We start from the raw sequence: 16,754 nt of genomic DNA, 5'->3' as shown, positions 1-16,754 counted from the left end.
ACAACGATGAATACAACGTTGTAAAAGAGAGCATGAGATCGCGCATGCTCGGCCTGATCGCGCTCTTGGCCGCCGCCACCCTGGTCGCGCCGGCCCCGGGCGCGGCCGCCGCCTCCGACCCCCGCCCGGCCACCTACACCAACCCGGTGTCCGCCCCCGCCGCCGACACCTTCGCCGACCCGTCCGTCGTGCGGGGCGCCGACGGCGCCTGGTACGCCTTCGGCACCAGCGACCCCCTGCGCGCCGGCGAGACCGCGCCGCACCTCGTGCCGATCCTGCGCACCACCGACCTGGTCCACTGGTCCTACGCCGGCGACGCGTTCACCGGCCGCCCGGCCTGGGCCGCCCCGGCCGCCGGCCTCTGGGCGCCCGACGTCCGCCGCGTCGGCGACCGGTACGTGCTGTACTACACGGTCACCGACACCACCCTGAACCCCGGCGACGACTCCGCCGTCGGGGTGGCGACCGCGCCGACGCCGCTCGGGCCCTGGACCGACAGCGGCCGGCCCGTCGTCGCGCCCCGGGCCGCCCCCGGCGGCGGCTTCCTCTGGACGTTCGACCCGGCGCTGCTGCGCGACGAGCAGGGCCGGCTGTGGCTGTACTACGGCTCGTACTTCGGCGGGATCTTCACCGCCCCGCTCAGCGCCGACGGCCTGACCGTCACCGGCGCCGCCACCCAGGTCGCGATCGACAACCGCTACGAGGGCGCGTACGTCGTGCCCCACGACGGCTGGTACTACCTGTTCGGCTCGGCCGCGAACTGCTGCGCCGGGCCGACGACCGGCTACAGCGTGTTCGCCGGCCGCGCCCGCACCCCCACCGGCCCGTTCGCCGACCGCGAGGGCGTGTCCCTGCTGGCCTCGCGGGCCGGCGGCACCCCGGTCATCCAGCCCAACGGCAACCGGTGGATCGGCACCGGGCACAACGCGGTCGTCACCGACCTCGCCGGCCAGGACTGGCTGGTGTACCACGCGATCGACCGCGATACGCCCTACCTCAACGAGGCCTACGGCATCAACCGCCGCCCCATGCTCATCGACCGCCTCGAGTGGCCCGACGGCTGGCCCACCGCGACCGCCTCGGACGATCGCCAGGCCGGCCCGGTCACCGATCGCCATCAGCGCTCCGGTCACGGGCCGGCGGCGCCGGTACCGCACCCGGGCCGCCCGGACCGCGCCGCCTCCGACGAGTTCGACGGCGGCGGCCTCGGCGACGGCTGGAGCTGGGTCCGCCCGGACGCCGCGGCGACCGTCACCGACGGCGCGCTGCGGTGGCCGACGGAGGCCGCGGACCTCACCGGCGACGCGAACACCGCGGGGGTACTGCTGCGCACCGCGCCGAGCGGCGACTACATCGCCGAGACGAAGCTGACCATCGACCTCGGCGTCGACACCGTCCGCAACTACGAGCAGGCCGGTCTCGTCGCCTACGCCGGCGACGACGACTTCGCCCGCCTGAGCCACGTCGCCATCTGGAACACCCGCCAGCTCGAGTTCGGCCGGGAGCTGCCCTTCGCGGACCGGCTCTCCTACGGCGGCATGGTCGAGGGGCCGCCCGCGGAGACGACCTGGCTGCGGCTGGCGCACACCACCGTGCGCGGCGAGCATCGCTTCCGGGCCGGCTGGAGCCGCGACGGCGTGCACTGGAACTGGGGCGGCACCTGGACCTTCCCGCCCGGCCTGGCGCCCCGCATCGGCCTGGTCTCGCACGGCGGCAACGTTCCGCAGGCGACCGCGCGGTTCGACTATTTCCGGGTGTACCGCACCGGCTGACGCCGTCGGGTCCCGGACGCCGCGCCCGTTCGGGCCCGCACCGCAACCGGCGGCTCCTACCTTCGATCTTGGAACCGAGCCGCGGCGGCACTCGCGGCGGCGGCCCTGCCCGCCCCGGTCGTCCCGATGACGCCGCCGGGGCGGACTGGACGACGACGGTTACCCTGACGACCGATGACGCAGGCCGGCACCGGGATGATGAACGCGCTGGTGTCGGCCGGCGCCGCGGTCCACGCCCGCGGCGGCCCGGTCGTCACCACGCTGGACGTCTTCCGGGCCTGCCTGCAGGCCCGCACCGACGTGCACGTCGACCTCGCCCCGGACTCTTCGGAGTCGCCGCCGGGCTCGCACCTCGCCCAGGAGAAGCCGATCCCCGAGGACCGCTGGGGCCGGATCGAGGCGCTGGCCGCGTTGCGGGAGGCGGCCTGGCTGGCGGCCGTCGACCGTCCGTGGACCGACCGCCGCCCCTGGGACGCGCAGGCGCGGCCGGCCGTCGAGGACGCGATCGACATGGGCGCCGAGCGCGGGGTGTTCGGCGCCTCGGGCGCGCACCTGCTCGCCGCGCTGATCGCCCCGTTCGACGGCGCCGTCCCGGACGCGCTGCGCGCCGCCGGCGTGTCCGTCGACTCGCTGGTCGAGACGCTCGAGGCGAGCGGGGCGCTGGACCTCAACTCGGTACCGTGGACGCCGACCTTCGACATGCTGGCCCTGCGCGCCGGCCTCGCGGTGACGCCGTGGCCGGTGCGCCCCTTCGCCGCGCTCTACCGGACGGCCGTGCGGCCCGCCGTCGGCTGGGTCGGCTATGCGCTCCTGCACGAGGCCCGGCGGCAGGCGGTCCGGCTCGGCCACCCGACGACGAACCCGGTACACCTGCTGGTCGCGGCGGCCGACCTCGCCGAACAGTTCGACACCGCGTACGCCGTCGGCCCCCTCGCGCGCAGGACCCGCCCGCGCCCGGAACTGCTGGAAGCGGTCCGGCCGGGACACCGGCTGATCGCCGGCCTGGAACAACCCTTCGCACACCTCGCCGTCAACCTCGGCGACGGCGGCGGGCCGCCCGCCGCCGAACAGCCGCCGATCCGCCGGGACGGTCCGGCGTTCACCGCGGCGGCGATGGCCGCGATCGACCGGGCGGTGCGCGGGCCGCTCGCCCCGGAGCCGGGCCGCCTGGGCGCCGCCCCGCTCGTGGCCGCGGTGCTGGCCGACCCGGACGACGCGGTGACGGCCCTGCTGGCCGCGCGCGGCCTCGACCCGTCCGAACTGCGCACGTAGGAAGAAGACCGGCCGGCGGCGGTGTGCCACCGTTCGGCATGGCCTACATCGAGCTTGGCGTGGACGAGCACGAGTTCCCCGGGATCACCGGGCCGATGCGCTACCGGCCCGAGACCGCGCAGCCGCTCAACGCGCTCGCCGAAGTGCTCCTGCGCGCGCCCCACACGTTGCCGGCAGGGGAGCGGGAGCTCATCGCGGCCTACGTTTCCGGGCTCAACGACTGTACGTTCTGCTGCTCGTCGCACTCGGCCTTCGCCGCCGTTCAGCTCGATGCCGGCATGGGGCTCGTCGAGAAGGTGCGCGCCGACCTCGAGTCGGCGCCGGTCTCGCCGAAGCTGCGGGCGCTGCTGCACATCGCCGGGGCCGTGCAGCGCAGCGGCCGGGAGGTGACCGTGGAGCTGGTCGAGGCCGCCCGCTCGGAGGGGGCGACCGACGTGGAGATCCACGACACCGTGCTCATCGCGGCCGCGTTCTGCATGTTCAACCGGTACGTCGACGGGCTCGGGACGTTCGCACCCCAGCGCCAGGAGGACTACCTGCCCATGGCCGAGCGCATCGTGACGCAGGGGTACGGCGTCTGAGATCTTGTTCTACCCGGCCACCGACTGGAGGGCGACGAGCTCCGCGTACCGGCCGCCGAGGGCCAGCAGCTCGTCGTGGCGGCCCCGCTCCGCGATGCGGCCGCCGTCCAGGACGTAGATGACGTCGGCGTCGCGGACCGTGCTCAGGCGGTGCGCGATGACGATGCGGGTCTGCGGCAGCTCGGCCAGCTCGCGCTCGATGTACGCCTCGGTGGTCGGGTCGAGGTTGCTCGTCGCCTCGTCCAGCAGCAGCACCCGCGGCTGCGGCAGCAGGGCCCGCGCCAGGGCGACCCGCTGCCGCTGGCCGCCGGACAGGCCGCCGCCGTCGACGAGCGGGGTGTCGTACCCCATCGGCATCGCCATGATGTCGTCGTGGATGCCGGCCGCGGCCGCCGCGGCGGCGACGCGGGACAGCGGCGCCTCCGGGTCGGTCAGGCTGATGTTCTCCCGCACGCTGCCGGTGAACAGCGTCGGGTCCTGGGTCACCACGCCGAACTGCCGGCGCAGGGTGCGCACGTCGAGCGTCGCCGCGTCGAGCCCGCCGTGGTACACGTGGCCCTCGGTCGGCCGGTAGAGGCCCAGCAGTACCCGGGCGAGGGTGCTCTTGCCCGAGCCGGAGCGGCCGACGAACGCGACCTTCTGGCCCGGCTCGATCGTGAACGTCAGCCGGCGCAGCACCCACGGCGCGCGCGGGTCGAACCGGAAGCTCAGGTCGCGTACCGACACGCGCCCGTCGTGGGCGGGCGCCACGCGGCCGCCCTCCTCCGGCGCCTCGTCCAGGATGTCGTCGAGGCGGGCCAGGTGGGCGCCGGTCTGCTGCAGCTGGTGCAGGTTGTCCACAATGGACGAAAGCGGGGCCAGCGCCGCGGTGGCCAGCGCGCCGAGGGCGAGCATCGTGCCGAGGCTCAGCTCGCCGTCGAGGACGCGCCGGGCGCCGATGAGCAGCAGCAGGGCCGGCGCGAGGTACTGCAGCGCCCCGAGCGCGGTCTCCAGGCCGCCGCGCAGCAGGCCGTGCCGGGTGCCGGCGTTGAGCTGCCCCGCGAGCAGGTACGACCAGCGCTGCACGGCCCGCTCCTCGGCGCTTGCCGCCTTGAGCGTCTCGATGCCGCTCAGCGCCTCGATGAGCTGCGCCTGCGCCTTGCCGGAGGCGTGCAGCTCCCGCTCGGCGAGCTCGGCGACGCGGCGGCGGGTGGCCAGCAGCAGCGCCAGCTGGACGCCGGCGAGCCCGGCGAGGACGCCCCCGAAGGCCGGGTCGCGCCACAGCACGAGGCCGAGGTACCCCACCGCCAGCGGGGCGTCGAGCAGCGTCGACAACACGTGGCCGGAGAGGATGTCCCGCAGCGCGGCGACGCTCTGCGTGCGCATCACGAGGTCGCCGCTGCCGCGCTCGGCGAAGAAGCGGTACGGCAGGGCGAACAGGTGCCGGACCACCCCGCCGGTGAGGTCGTCGTCGGCGCGGGAGCGCAGGCTCAGCAGCAGCGCGGTACGCAGGAAGCCGAGCACGACGTGGGCCGCGACGGCGACCGCGACGGCCAGGCCGATCGGGGCGAGCAGGCCGGCGGCGCCGCTGGGCAGCAGCCGGTCGACGAGGACCGCGGACAGGGCCGGCACCGCCAGGCCGAGGACCTGCAGCAGTACCGAGGCCAGCAGGATCTGTCCCAGCAGCCCGCGGTACCGCCGCAGCGTTGTTCTGAGCCATTGCCCCCGCCAGGCCGGGCGGTCCGGCTCGGCGTCGGCGGGGCGGAAGTCCGGGCCCGGCTCGAAGCCGATGACGACGCCGGTGAAGCCGAGGTCGAACTCCTCGCGGGTGAGCCGGCGCCGCCCCGACACGGGGTCGAGCAGGTGCACCCGCCGCCGGCCCCAGCGCTCCAGCAGCACGAAGTGGTTGAAGTTCCAATACAGAACGGCTGGTGTCGGTACCGCCGCCAGCTCCTCCGGTTGCAGCGAGAACGCCCGCGCGTGCAGGCCGTGCCGGCCGGCCTCCTCGACGAGGGCCAGTGCGCTCAGCCCGTCGCGGGACACGCCGAGGTCGGCGGTCATCCGGCGCACCGTCGTGGGCCGCCCGTGGTACGTCAGCACCATCGCGAGGCACGCGGCCCCGCAGTCGGCCGCCTTGACCTGCCGCAGCTCGGGCGGGCGCCGGCGGCTCACCGCGGCACCGCCCCGTCGGCCGTGGCGAGCAGCGCCGCGCCGAGCCCGGCCAGCAGCAGCACGGCCGCCAGCCACAGCGCCGCGAAGAGCCGCCCGGGCAGGAGTCGCAGCCGCTCCGGCGGGACGCGGCCGGCCTCCGCGCGGCGGCGCAGCGCGGCCTCCAGGAACATTCCGTCGCTCATGCCGACACCTCCGCTTCGCTCCGGCGCCGGCCTGAGCCAGAACTGCGCCTATTGTTCGCGGCCCCTCCGCTCCGCTCCGGACCGCTCACGCCGGACCCCAGTTCCACTCGATCCGCGCCGCGGCGCGCCGCTCGGCCAGCCACTCGCTGAACAGCCGGCGCGACACCGCCTCGCGGGTGGCGGGCCGGACCCCCAGCACGGCGGTGACGACACAGCGGCCGGCGGCCACCGACTCCAGGTCCGCCCGGGTGACCGTCATGAGCACCGGCGCCGGCCCGACCCCGGCGGCGAAGTCGGCCACCGCCGCGGCGAGCAGGTCCGGGGCCGCGGCCAGCCGGGCCGCGGCGGCCTCGTCGGCGGCCTCCACCCGCACCAGCCGCAGCTGCTCGTACCGCCCCGGGTCGGCGGCGAGCTCGGCGTCGACCCGTCCCGCGGCGATCTGCTCGCGGAGCCGCGCCACCAGCGCCTGGTGCGCGACGAGGTCCTCGAACTGCACGTCGCTGAGCCGCTCCCGGGCCATCCAGGCGCGGGTGTCCTCGAGGGTCAGCAGGCCGCGTGCGCGCCGGAACGCATCCGCGGCCTCCTGCAGCGCCGTGTCGTCGAGCTCCGCACCGTCGGCGTCCAGGGCCAGCCGCACCAGGCAGGTGTCGACGAGCCGGTCGCGCAGCGGCGCCTCCCGCCACAGCAGGTCGAGGAAGCCGATCGCGTCGGCCACGCCCAGCTCGAACCCGTCGACCCGCACCAGCAGCATCTCGGCGCTGCGCTGCACACCGCGCAGCGGCCACGGCAGGGCGTCGTCCGGGCACCACGACAGCGACACCACGCCCGCGTCCGCGGCCGGTGACCGGACGAGCAGGTCGTAGTGCAGCGACCCGTCGTACTCCTCGCGCTGCCACAGCAGGCGCAGCCCCGCCCCGGGGTGCCGGGCGCGCAGCCCGTCGACCCGGGTCCGGACCTCGGCCCGCCCGGCCTTCTCGGCGGAAGCCGCGCGCAGCAGCTCGACCGCCTCCGTCAGCAGCGTCATGCCGGCCCCTTAGTCCGCCCGGCGGGGGCCGGGCCGGTCAGGAGCAGGTCGGCGACCGCCGCGGTGATCGGCAGCCCGGTGGCCAGCTCGAGCCAGTCGTACTGCCCGTTGGGGTTGATCTCCAGAAACACGTAGTCCCCCTCCGGGGTCAGGATCAGGTCGATGGCGCCGAAGCTCAGCCCGAGCCGGTCCACCAGGGCCCGGCAGCGCCCGGCCACGTCGCCGGGCAGCGCATGGATCTCCATCGGGGTGTTCTGATGGTCATAGCGGCGCCAGTCGTACCGTGTGTGCCGGGTCGCCTGCGAATGGATCTCGACGGCGAAGACGGCCGCGCCGACGACTGTCACGCGCAGCTCGACGTCCTTCGGCACGTACGCCTGGACGATCATCGGCGACTGCCGCAGCGCCGCGACGTACCCGAGGTCGCGGTTGCTCACGGGCTCCGTGTAGCGGCCCATGGGCGCCTCGGCCGTCCCGCGCGGCGAGCGCTGCAGCGGCTTGGTGATGATCTGCCCGTCGTGCTCGTCGTAGAACTCGAGCAGCCGGTCGGGGTCGGCGGTGATCAGCGTCGGCGGCACCGCGAACCCGAGCTCGACGGCGGCCGCGAGGTGGTACGGCTTGCGGTCGGCGCGGTCGATCACGTCGCGGGGCGCGGGCACCTGCCGGCAGTTCAGCGCCCGCCACACGCCGTCGAGGTAGGTCTTCACCTCGCCGGCCAGGTGGGCCCGCACCTCGGGGTCCGCGACGGTGGAGGGTGGCACCGGCGCCGTCGGGCGCCGGTGCCACACACACGTCAGACCGTCCAGATCGACGTCCCGGCCGCCGATCCGCAGCCACCGGCGAACGCGGCCGGTGCCGCCGGCGGTCATCTCGACCTGGGCATCGTGCGGTACGACCCCCGGATCGAGCAGCAGCACCTCGGCGCCGCGGGAGGCGAGCAGAGCCGCCACCCGCCCGGCGGTCACGTCTTCGGCGTCCGTGAGGACGAGGATCTGGTCAGTCATGGCCGGGTCAGTCGCCCATGCCGTCGCCGGAGCAGGACCAGCCGCCGCTGCCCTTCGTGCAGACCTCGCTCTTCACCCCGCCGCTGATCTGCCGCAGGTCGTCCTCGCGGAGCTCCACGCCGGAGGCGGCGATCCGGTCGAGCTTGATGCGCGTGGTGGCCTTCTTCAACATCGGTATGACTCCTTTTGTCGGGTGAGGCCGGACCGTGCGGCCCGGCGAGCACCATTAGGCCCGCGCCGACTTGGAATCGAACAAAGGCTGACTTGCGCCGGGCTGTCGCCAACCGGATAGGTCGCCTTAACCACGGATGCCACGCCGGGCCCTTCGCGGTCCTGATCGCCCTGCCGGCGCCGGCGTTCCGGACCGGCACGCTCAACACCGTGGTCGCGTTCTGGACCGCCTACGTGATCACCCGTAATCACCGGCGCCGGCCGGGAAGCCGCCGGGCCGTGAATCTTTTACGTTTTCCGTCCGCGTGCACCCGTGTTTCTTCAGCCAAATTTCAGGACCCTTCGCCTACCTTGGCGTCGCATTCTGAGGAGCCCAGGTGGGCGACGAAGGTACCCGCGATCACCGCCACGCCCTGGATCTATTGGCTCTGCGTGGTGCTGGTGAGCATTCTCGGTACCCAGCTCACCGACTTCTTCACCGACACGCTGGGCGTGTCGCTCTACCTCAGCACCGCCGTTTTCTCGGTGACGCTCGCGGTAGTGTTCGCGGTCTGGTACCGGCAGGAGGGCACGCTCGCGATCGCCTCCATCAACACGCCCCGCCGCGAGGGCTTCTACTGGGCGGCGATCCTGACCACGTTCGCGCTCGGTACCGCCGCCGGCGACCTGGCCACCGAGGCGCTCAACCTCGGCTTCCGCAACGGGACGTTCATCTTCGGCGGTCTGATCCTGGCCACCTGGATCGCGTTGCGCCTCGGCGCCGGCCAGGTGCTGACGTTCTGGATCGCCTACGTGCTGACCCGGCCGCTCGGCGCCTCGCTCGGGGACCTGCTCACCCAGGACAAGGACCTCGGCGGCCTGGCGCTGGGCGCGAGCGTCACCAGCGCGCTGTTCCTGGCGGCCATCGTCGTGCTTGTCGCCCGCGAGCAGGTGCTCGTCAGCCGCCACGGTGTCGCCGAGAAGGGGGCCGCGCCGCGCGGCCACGAGGTGGCCTGGGACGACGCCGAGGCGGGTCTCAAGCCGCGCGACTCGGCGAAGTGGCATCAGCTCGACGACCAGATCGACGCCGTGCTCACCGCCCTGCGCGCGTCGCACCCGTCCCGGACCGGCTGCGCGTCCGCCGTCGCCGGCCTCATGAAGACGCTGAACACGTTCGACGGGGTCTGATCCGAGCGGCGCGGAATCATCAGCGCGAGGTACGGGAAGTCATCGTTGCGGCGGGCGCGCGGGGCCCCGGGCGCCGCCTAGCGTTCGGGAATGGCGTTGAGTCAGGTCGTACGAGCCGGGGTCCGGCGGCGGCGCGGGCCGGCCGTGGTGATGAGCCTGACGACCATGCTGGCCGTGACCGCGTCCGTGCTCGGCGCCGGGCTGCTCGTGGCCGCGCGGGCGCCGTTCGACCGCGCCTTCCAGGCCGGCCGCGGCGCGCACCTCGTCGCGCGGTTCGACGCGGGCCGCGTCGGCGAGGAGCGGGTGCGGGCAACGGCGAAGGTGGCGGGCGTCGTCGAGGCGGCCGGGCCGTACCGGCTGCTGTCGCTGCGGCCGCGCGCCGGTACCAACGGCGAGGGCATCCCGGAAGGCGAGGATCTTCCGCCGATGACGATCGTCGGGCGGGCCGACCCCGGCGGGCCGGTCGACCGTCTGCAGGTCACCGCGGGGCGCTGGGCGAGCGGCGCCGGCGAGGTGGTGCTCGCCGCCGACAACGCGCCGTTCGGGGTCGGCGGGCGGCTGCGGTTCCCGGGCCTGCCGGGCGCGCTGACGCTGACCGTGGTCGGGATGGCCCGTTCGGTGGGGCGGAGCTCGGACGCGTGGGTTTCGCCGGACGGGCTGCGTGCGCTCACGGCGCCGGGGACGCGGCCGGACTACCAGATGCTGTACCGCTTCGCCGAGGCCGGGACCGACCGCCAGGTGGCCGCCGACCGGTCGGCGATCGCGGCCGCGGTGCCGGCGGGGGCGATGACCGGCGTGGCGTCGTACCTGAAGGTGAAGCTGCAGGCGGACCGGACGTCGGCGACGTTCGCGCCGTTCGTCGCGGCGTTCGGGCTGCTCTCGCTCGGCCTGTCCGTGCTCGTCATCGCCGTCGTGGTGAGCGGTTCGGTCGGCGCGGCGACCCGGCGCATCGGCGTGCTCAAGGCGATCGGGTTCACGCCGGGACAGATCGTGCGGGCGTACGTCGGGCAGGCCCTCGTCCCCGCGACGGCCGGCACCGCGGCCGGCGTCGTGCTCGGCAACCTCCTGGCGTTGCCGGTGCTGCACGACGCGCGGACCGCGCTCGGGGCCGGACCCGCGCTCGTGGCGCCGTGGGTCGACGTGGTGGTCCCCGGCCTCGCCCTGGCCCTGGTCGCCGGTACCGCACTGGTGCCCGCGCGGCGCGCCGGCCGGCTGCGCACCGTCGAGGCGATCGTCGCCGGGCGCACCCCGCCGAACGGCCGCGGCCGGCGGTTCCGGCGGGTGCTCGGCCGCCTGCCGCTGCCGCGCGCGGTGACGCTCGGCCTCGGCATCCCGTTCGGCCGGCCCGGGCGGGCGGCGACGATCGCGGCCGCCGTCGTGCTCGGTACCGTCGGGGCCACCCTCGGGGTGGGCCTGGCCGTCTCCCTCGGCGCGATCCAGCGCGACGTCGACCGCCGCTCACCGGGCGCGGTCGTGGTGCAGGCCTTCGGCCCGCCGGCGCCGCCGGTGCCCGGCGCGGAAGGGCCGGCGCCGCGTCCCGCCACCGTCGAGCAGGTCGCGGCGGCGATCGCGGCGCAGCCGGGCACCGGCCGGTTCTTCAGTACCGGGCAGACGCAGCTCAGCGTGGCCGGACTGGCGGGGCCGACGAGCGTGACCGAGTACCGCGGCGAATCGTCCTGGGGCTCTTACCGGATGCTGTCCGGCCGTTGGTTCCAGCGCCCCGGCGAGGCGGTCGTCCCGTCGAGCTTCCTGCGCGCCACCGGGACCCGCGTCGGGGACGTCGTCACCCTGACCAACGGCGACCGCTCGGCGGACGTCCGGCTGGTCGGCGAGGCCTTCTCGATGCAGCCGGCGATCCTGACCGACGCCTCGTCGCTGGACGGGCTGGAGGCGTACGTGCTGCCGCAGTCGGTCGAGTTCGACATCGACCTGGCGCCCGGGGCCGACCGGGGGTCGTACATGGCGGCGCTCGACGACACCCTGCGCCCGTACGGCATCGTCAGCCAGCCCAACCACGCCCGGGTCAGCAGCCTGCTCGTGGCCATGGACGCGCTGGCCGCCACGCTGACCCTGCTGCTGGTCGCGGTGGCCGGCCTCGGCGTGCTGAACGTGGTCGTCCTCGACACCCGCGAGCGCGTCCGGGACATCGGCATCCTCAAGTCGCTCGGCATGTCGCCGCGGCAGACCGTCGCGATGGTCCTCACCGCGGTCGTCGTCAACGGGCTGGCCGCCGGCGGGTTCGGCGTGCCGATCGGCATCGCGCTGCACCATCTCGTGGTACCGGCGATGGGCGAGGCGGCCGCCACGGCGATCCCGGCCGCCGACATCGGGGTGTACCACCTGCCCGTGGTCGTGCCCCTCCTGCTCGGCGGGGTGCTGATCGCCCTGGCCGGCGCGCTGGTCCCGGCCGGCTGGACGGCCCGGAGCAGCACCGCCACGGCGCTGCGGTCCGAGTAGGGGCCGGGCGTCCGCCTCACTCGAGGGGCTGGCGGGCGATCGCCCGGGCCTCCCGTCCGGTCAGCACCCACCCGCCGACGTAGGCGACGATCGGCAGGCCGACCAGGATGGCCGCCAGGTTGACCAGCGGCGGGTGGGCCAGCCAGTGCAGCTCCCGGTGGAACCAGACCAGCACCGCCAGGTACGTGCAGCCGGTGCCGATGATCGCGCCGGTCAGCGCGAGCGAGCCCGCGGTCGCGGCGGTCAGGGCCCGGCGGGTGCGCCGGCGCGCGCCGGCCGCCGTGAGGGTACGCAGGTCGCGGGCCGTCTCGCTGCGGATGAGCCCGACCGTCATGGCGAGCACGCCGAGCGCGACGGCGATGCCGCCGGCGGTGAACCAGGCGGCCAGGCGGGTCTCGTCCGCGCCGGTCGGGCGGGACTCGACGTAGAGGCCGGCGGCCGCCGCCAGCTGCTGGGCCCGGTCGATCTGGGCCGCGGTGAGCTTGCCGGGCGCGTCGACGAGCCAGCCCAACGGGACCTCGGTCAGGGCGAGCTGGGCCATGCCGTGCGGGGTGAGCAGCACGTTCGGCAGCGACTGGTAGTCGGGCAGGGCCACGTGCTGCAAGACCGGGTGCCAGCGCGGGACGCCGCCGGGGACGATGTCGTACCCGTCGAGGTTCGCACGCGGCGTGAGCACGTCGGCGTCGGCGCCGACGCTCGCCGGGTCGATGCCGTAGTGGGTCAGCAGCTCCGGGGTCGCGGCGTAGATCGGGACCATGTCGACGTCGCGGTACGTCACCCCGCCGGGCTCGCCCAGGCCGGCGGCGCGGCGGATGCCCAGCACGGCCGGCGGCCGCCCACCGCTGTCGCGGTCGAGCGGCCCGTTCGGGTTGACGCCGCCGATCAGCGGCAGCGCCGTGGCGTGCAGCTCGGCGGCGATCGCGTCGGCCTGCTTGCGCAGGCCCTCCAGCTCCGCGGCGGTGAGGACGGGCACCGGCCCGGTCATCCGGTACTCGGAGAGCCAGACGATCATCTGGTCGGCCGGGATGGTGCCACCGGTCGGTACCGCGGTCTTGGCCACGGTCACCGCGGAGCCCAGAGCGACCACGGCGGCGATGCCGATCGCGAGGGCGATGGCGGCGAGTGCGGCGCCGGAGCGGGCGCGGTAGCGGGCCAGGTCGCGCATGGCCAGCCGCGGCGCGAGGGGCGCGTGGCGGGCCAGGACGCCGATGGTGGCCACCCCGAGCGGGGCGAGCAGCAGCAGCCCGAGCGCGGTGAGCAGCACGCCGCCGAGGATGTACGGCCCCTTCGACTGCTGCGACAGGTACAGCCCGGTCAGCCCGGCGGCGAGGAGCACGACCCCGGCCAGCGCGAACCGGTGCGCGGGCCGGGGCCGGGCCGGCCGCGCGGAGAGGGCGGCGACCACGGGGACGCGGGCGGCCGCCCGCGCCGGCCACCAGGCGGCGAGGACCGCGGTCACGGCGGCCAGCACCACGGCGAGCAGCAGCGGCGTCCAGGGCAGGTCGAACCGGTCGATGCGGCGGCCCAGGAGCGGCTCGAAGACGGGGCTCAGCACGGCCCAGCCGGCCACGCCGGCGACCGCCCCGGCCAGCGCGCCGGTCCCGCCGATGACCAGGCCGTTGGCCAGCAGCACCAGGCGGATGTGCCGGTGGCCGGCGCCGATCGCGCCGAGCATGCCGAGCGCGCGCAGCCGGCGCTGGGCCATGACGTGGAACCCGGCGACGGAGAGCAGGCCGACGAAGACCAGCCCGATCGTGGCGAGGATGAGCACGAGGGTGGTGGCGGGGTCGCTCTCCTGGTTGCGGAGCCGGGTGGAGACGCCGTCGGGGCGGGGTTTGGAGGTGTACTGCGACTGCGACACCTTCAGCAGCGCGTCGACGTGGTCGGCCGCGGCCCCGAGCCGGCCGGGCGCGACGAGCGCGAACGGCTCGGCGAGGTTGAGCGGGTTCTCCACGACGCCGACGACGGTCCACGACCGGCCGGCGGCGGTCCAGGCGCCGCCCAGGTGCAGCCCGGCGCGCCCCCGCACCCCGTCGGTGACCGCGATCTCGTCCGCGCCCTGCGGCCAGCGGCCCTCGTCGAGGCGGAGCATCGAGCGGCCGTACGGCCCGGCGGGGTCCTGGGCGCGCAGGTCGACGCCGTTGGCGCTGCCCGGCACCGGGACCTTCTTGGCGTGCTCGATGACCTCGACGGTGCCGTAGTTGCCGCGCAGCTGGGCGAGGTCGGCGTCGAGCCGGGGGCCGGTGCCGTTGATGGTGACGATGTGGTCGGCCGTGCCGAACACCGACGCCTCGGACGGGGTGTTGGCGGCCACGGCGAGCCCGATGGTGGTGCCGGCGACGGCGAGCAGCAGCAGGGCGAGCACGATCACCTGCTGGCGCCACTCGCGGCGGAACAGGCGCCAGGCCCAGCGGACCACGGCGCGGCGGGCCGGCAGGCCGCCGTTGCCGCCGCCGAGGTCGAGGGGCCGGTCCGGCCGGGCGAAGCTCATTGCCGTACCCCGCTCATCGGCGCACCGCCGCGCGGCGCCGGATCAGCGGTACGGCACCGCGGGGCGGGGCCGGCGGGTCGAGCGCGGCCCGCTTGAGCCGGCCGTCGGTGCTGTCGAGCCACTGCACCACGGCGTCCAGGCGGTACAGCTCGGCGTCCACGACCAGGGCGAGCCCGAGGTCGAAGCCGGCCTCCTCCTCCTTGAGGCGCGTCCACTGCTGCATGAGCTCCACGAGGTACCGCCGATGCGCCTGGATGACCTCGTGGACGTCGACCTCGGGCAGCCGTACCGCGATGAGAATCTTGATGACGAGCTCGTCCCGCGGCGGCGCGGCGAGGTCGGGTGGTGTGCGCAGCCAGCCGGTGAGCTCATCGGCGCCGGGGCCGGTGATCCGGAAGCCCTTCTGCGGCCCGGGTTCGGCGTCGTCGTCGCCGTCGGACTCGATGAGGCCGTCGCGCTCGAGCCGTTGCAGGGTCGTGTAGACCTGCCCGATGTTGAGCGGCCACACCTCGCCGGTGCGCGCCTCGAACTCCTCGCGCAGCTGCAGCCCGTACTTCGGGCCCTCGCTGAGCAGCGCCAGCAGGGCGTGCTTGATGCTCACAACGCCACCTCGCCCAGTATCATGTCGAGTAACATACCGAGTATGCTGCCGGCCGTCGAGGCCCGGCCGGGGCCGCGGGGGAGCCCCGGCCGGGTCGCGGGACGTCAGTCGATGCCGGGCAGCACCGCGGTGTGCTCGGCCCGGACCGCCTGCAGCTCGCCGGGCTCCAGGCCCAGCAGCCGCAGGACGGTCGGCGCGATCTGCGCCGTGCGGACCGCGGTGTCCACAGTGGATGCTCGACGGATGCCGGCGCCGGACACGACGAGCGGTACGTCGCGGTCGGCCGGGGCGGCGCCGCACGTCGCGCGGCTGGCGGCGGAGCGGATCCGCTGAGCGCTACAGCAGGCCGGCGAGCTGGTCGCGGCCGGTGATGCCCAGTTTGCGGTACGCGCGCTGCAGGTGGTTGTCGACGGTACGCACGGACATGACCATCCGCTCGCTGATGTCCCGGCTGCTCATCCCGGCGGCCGCGAGCGCCGCGATCTCACGTTCCCGGGCGGTCAGGATCTGCCGCTGCGGGTCGGCGGTGGCCAGCAGCGGGGTCCGCGCCTCCTCGCAGCGTTCCCGGCACGCGTGCGCCTCGTGGGCGGCCCGGGCTGCCGGCCGCTGACGGCCCTGCTGGGCCAGGCGACGCGCGGCCTCGCTCCACGCCTCGGCCGCGTACAACCATGCCCCGCACCCGGCGAACGCCTCGGCGGCGGCCGACAGGGCGTCGGCGTCGGAGGCGGCCGCGGCCGCCGTGAAGTCGAGCTTCGCGGTCAGCAGCGGGCCCTGCACCTGGGACCGCAGGCGATCCGCGAACGGCGCCCCCGCGCTCGGCCGGCCGATGCGGGCGAGCGCGTGGGTCGCGTACACGGCGATGGTCCGCCGGCCCGAGGCGCTCTCCCGCTCGGCGACGGCGACCAGCGTCTGCTCCGCGGCGTACCCCTCGGCCGCGGCGAGCTCGGCGAGGAACACCTCCTCCATCGCGTCGGTGTTGCGGATCGGCCCGTCGGCCAGGGTCGCCAGCCGCTTCGCCGCCTGCTGCGCCGCGGGGTGCGACCGGGTGGGCACTGGCCGGCAGCTGCCGGTCGGCGTCGGCGGGGTCCCGGTGGGCACTGGCCGGCAGCCGCCGGTCGGCCTCGGCGATGACGCCGGCCGCGGCGTCCCAGTCGGTCAGGCCGTGGAAGAGGTTGTCGCTGCGGGCGATCGCGATCAGGGCGAGCAGCTCCGGCCGGTCGGTGCCGGTCATCGCCGCGGCGAGATGCGTCTCCGCCTCGACCGGCCGCCCGATGCGGGACTGGGCGTAGCCCAGCAGGAACTCGGCCGTCGGGCCGCCGCCGACCGCCGCCGCGGCCGAGGCGAACCGGATCGCCGAGCGCAGGTCGTGCAGTGCGAGGCTGCGCCGGGCCGCGCCGAGCAGCAGGGCGGGGTCGCCGAGGTCCGCGGCGTCGAGGCGCCAGGCCGCGACCCGCACGATGTCGTCGTGCCGGCGCAGGCCGGTGTCGCCGAGGGCGCCGGCGAGCCGCGACAACAGCGCCCGGCGGTCCCCGGTGGCCATGCCCCGGGTGGCCGCCTCGCCGAACAGGGGGTGCTCCAGGACGCCCCGGGCGGTCTGGGCCTGCAGCTCTTCGAAGGCACCGAGGGCTCGGGCTGCCCGACCGCCGACCTCGACGGCCAGGCGAACATCACCGACATGACCTCGTTCGCCGGCACCACCGACAGCCGCTCGCTCGCCGTCGGCAACCAGGACGAGGGCGGCGCCGACCGCGTCTCGGTCAGCTTCCTGGTCGCCCACAGCTGATCCCCGCCGGACCGCCGGGGCGCCGGAGCCACCCGCTCCGCTCCTTCCACGCCGCCAGCACGGAGCGGCCGGTCTGCCGCCTGCTGCGCGTCGTCTTG

Annotated in this window: 15 protein-coding genes; 6 read left to right on the top strand and 9 right to left on the bottom strand. The window is 75.3% G+C overall.

Annotated elements, in window-relative coordinates; genetic code table 11:
- Window positions 1–32 precede the first annotated feature (32 nt).
- The 3 genes from AB0B76_RS46025 (at window position 33) to AB0B76_RS46015 (ending at window position 3,625) form a co-directional block, all read left to right on the top strand.
- Window positions 33–1,772 carry a family 43 glycosylhydrolase gene (locus AB0B76_RS46025; protein ID WP_360388413.1) on the top strand — a complete coding sequence of 580 codons (1,740 nt, stop codon included), beginning with the start codon at window positions 33–35 and terminating at the stop codon, window positions 1,770–1,772.
- A gap of 174 nt (window positions 1,773–1,946) precedes the next feature.
- Window positions 1,947–3,044 (top strand): Clp protease N-terminal domain-containing protein, encoded by a 1,098-nt coding sequence (locus AB0B76_RS46020; RefSeq protein ID WP_360388411.1) that lies wholly within the window; start codon window positions 1,947–1,949, stop codon window positions 3,042–3,044.
- Between the two features lie 38 nt (window positions 3,045–3,082).
- Entirely contained in the window at window positions 3,083–3,625 is a 543-nt protein-coding gene (locus AB0B76_RS46015; RefSeq protein ID WP_360388409.1) for a carboxymuconolactone decarboxylase family protein, read from the top strand.
- Between the two features lie 9 nt (window positions 3,626–3,634).
- Here AB0B76_RS46015 and AB0B76_RS46010 read toward each other — a convergent pair whose 3' ends face one another.
- The 5 genes from AB0B76_RS46010 to AB0B76_RS45990 all read right to left on the bottom strand — a co-directional run bounded on the left by AB0B76_RS46010 (window position 3,635) and on the right by AB0B76_RS45990 (window position 8,158).
- Window positions 3,635–5,776, bottom strand: a complete 2,142-nt coding sequence (locus AB0B76_RS46010) for a peptidase domain-containing ABC transporter (RefSeq protein WP_360388407.1) — start codon at window positions 5,774–5,776, stop codon at window positions 3,635–3,637.
- A complete protein-coding gene (locus tag AB0B76_RS46005; protein ID WP_360388405.1) occupies window positions 5,773–5,958 on the bottom strand; it encodes a hypothetical protein in 186 nt (61 codons plus the stop codon). Before AB0B76_RS46005 ends, AB0B76_RS46010 begins: the two co-directional genes overlap by 4 nt.
- An 85-nt stretch (window positions 5,959–6,043) precedes the next feature.
- The gene (locus AB0B76_RS46000) at window positions 6,044–6,982 is read right to left on the bottom strand and encodes a TIGR04500 family putative peptide maturation system protein (RefSeq protein WP_360388402.1); all 939 of its coding nucleotides are present in this window, start codon (window positions 6,980–6,982) and stop codon (window positions 6,044–6,046) included.
- Entirely contained in the window at window positions 6,979–7,986 is a 1,008-nt protein-coding gene (locus AB0B76_RS45995; RefSeq protein WP_360388399.1) for an MvdC/MvdD family ATP grasp protein, read from the bottom strand. Before AB0B76_RS45995 ends, AB0B76_RS46000 begins: the two co-directional genes overlap by 4 nt.
- A gap of 7 nt (window positions 7,987–7,993) precedes the next feature.
- Entirely contained in the window at window positions 7,994–8,158 is a 165-nt protein-coding gene (locus tag AB0B76_RS45990) for a hypothetical protein (protein ID WP_360388398.1), read from the bottom strand.
- 350 nt (window positions 8,159–8,508) lie between these two features.
- Between AB0B76_RS45990 and AB0B76_RS45985 the strand changes: the two genes are divergently transcribed.
- Both AB0B76_RS45985 and AB0B76_RS45980 read left to right on the top strand, forming a co-directional pair.
- Window positions 8,509–9,324: a hypothetical protein gene (locus AB0B76_RS45985; protein WP_360388396.1), complete on the top strand. Its 816-nt coding sequence runs from the start codon at window positions 8,509–8,511 to the stop codon at window positions 9,322–9,324.
- 90 nt (window positions 9,325–9,414) lie between these two features.
- Window positions 9,415–11,781: an FtsX-like permease family protein gene (locus AB0B76_RS45980; RefSeq protein WP_360388394.1), complete on the top strand. Its 2,367-nt coding sequence runs from the start codon at window positions 9,415–9,417 to the stop codon at window positions 11,779–11,781.
- A 16-nt stretch (window positions 11,782–11,797) separates the two neighbouring features.
- On the opposite strand, the gene AB0B76_RS45975 is transcribed toward AB0B76_RS45980, so the two are convergent.
- The 4 genes from AB0B76_RS45975 to AB0B76_RS45960 all read right to left on the bottom strand — a co-directional run bounded on the left by AB0B76_RS45975 (window position 11,798) and on the right by AB0B76_RS45960 (window position 15,926).
- Window positions 11,798–14,272 (bottom strand): FtsX-like permease family protein, encoded by a 2,475-nt coding sequence (locus AB0B76_RS45975; protein ID WP_360388391.1) that lies wholly within the window; start codon window positions 14,270–14,272, stop codon window positions 11,798–11,800.
- A 13-nt stretch (window positions 14,273–14,285) separates the two neighbouring features.
- Window positions 14,286–14,873 carry a PadR family transcriptional regulator gene (locus AB0B76_RS45970; RefSeq protein ID WP_360388388.1) on the bottom strand — a complete coding sequence of 196 codons (588 nt, stop codon included), beginning with the start codon at window positions 14,871–14,873 and terminating at the stop codon, window positions 14,286–14,288.
- 104 nt (window positions 14,874–14,977) lie between these two features.
- Window positions 14,978–15,100 carry a hypothetical protein gene (locus AB0B76_RS45965; protein WP_360388386.1) on the bottom strand — a complete coding sequence of 41 codons (123 nt, stop codon included), beginning with the start codon at window positions 15,098–15,100 and terminating at the stop codon, window positions 14,978–14,980.
- 109 nt (window positions 15,101–15,209) lie between these two features.
- Window positions 15,210–15,926 (bottom strand): helix-turn-helix transcriptional regulator, encoded by a 717-nt coding sequence (locus tag AB0B76_RS45960; protein ID WP_360388383.1) that lies wholly within the window; start codon window positions 15,924–15,926, stop codon window positions 15,210–15,212.
- Window positions 15,927–16,239: 313 nt separating this feature from the next.
- Between AB0B76_RS45960 and AB0B76_RS45955 the strand changes: the two genes are divergently transcribed.
- Window positions 16,240–16,656 (top strand): hypothetical protein, encoded by a 417-nt coding sequence (locus tag AB0B76_RS45955; RefSeq protein ID WP_360388380.1) that lies wholly within the window; start codon window positions 16,240–16,242, stop codon window positions 16,654–16,656.
- Window positions 16,657–16,754: the final 98 nt, after the last annotated feature.

The organism is Dactylosporangium sp. NPDC049140, from assembly GCF_040648435.1.
The sequence above is the reverse complement of the archived record's forward strand: the minus strand, read 5'-3'. Positions and strand labels throughout refer to the sequence as shown.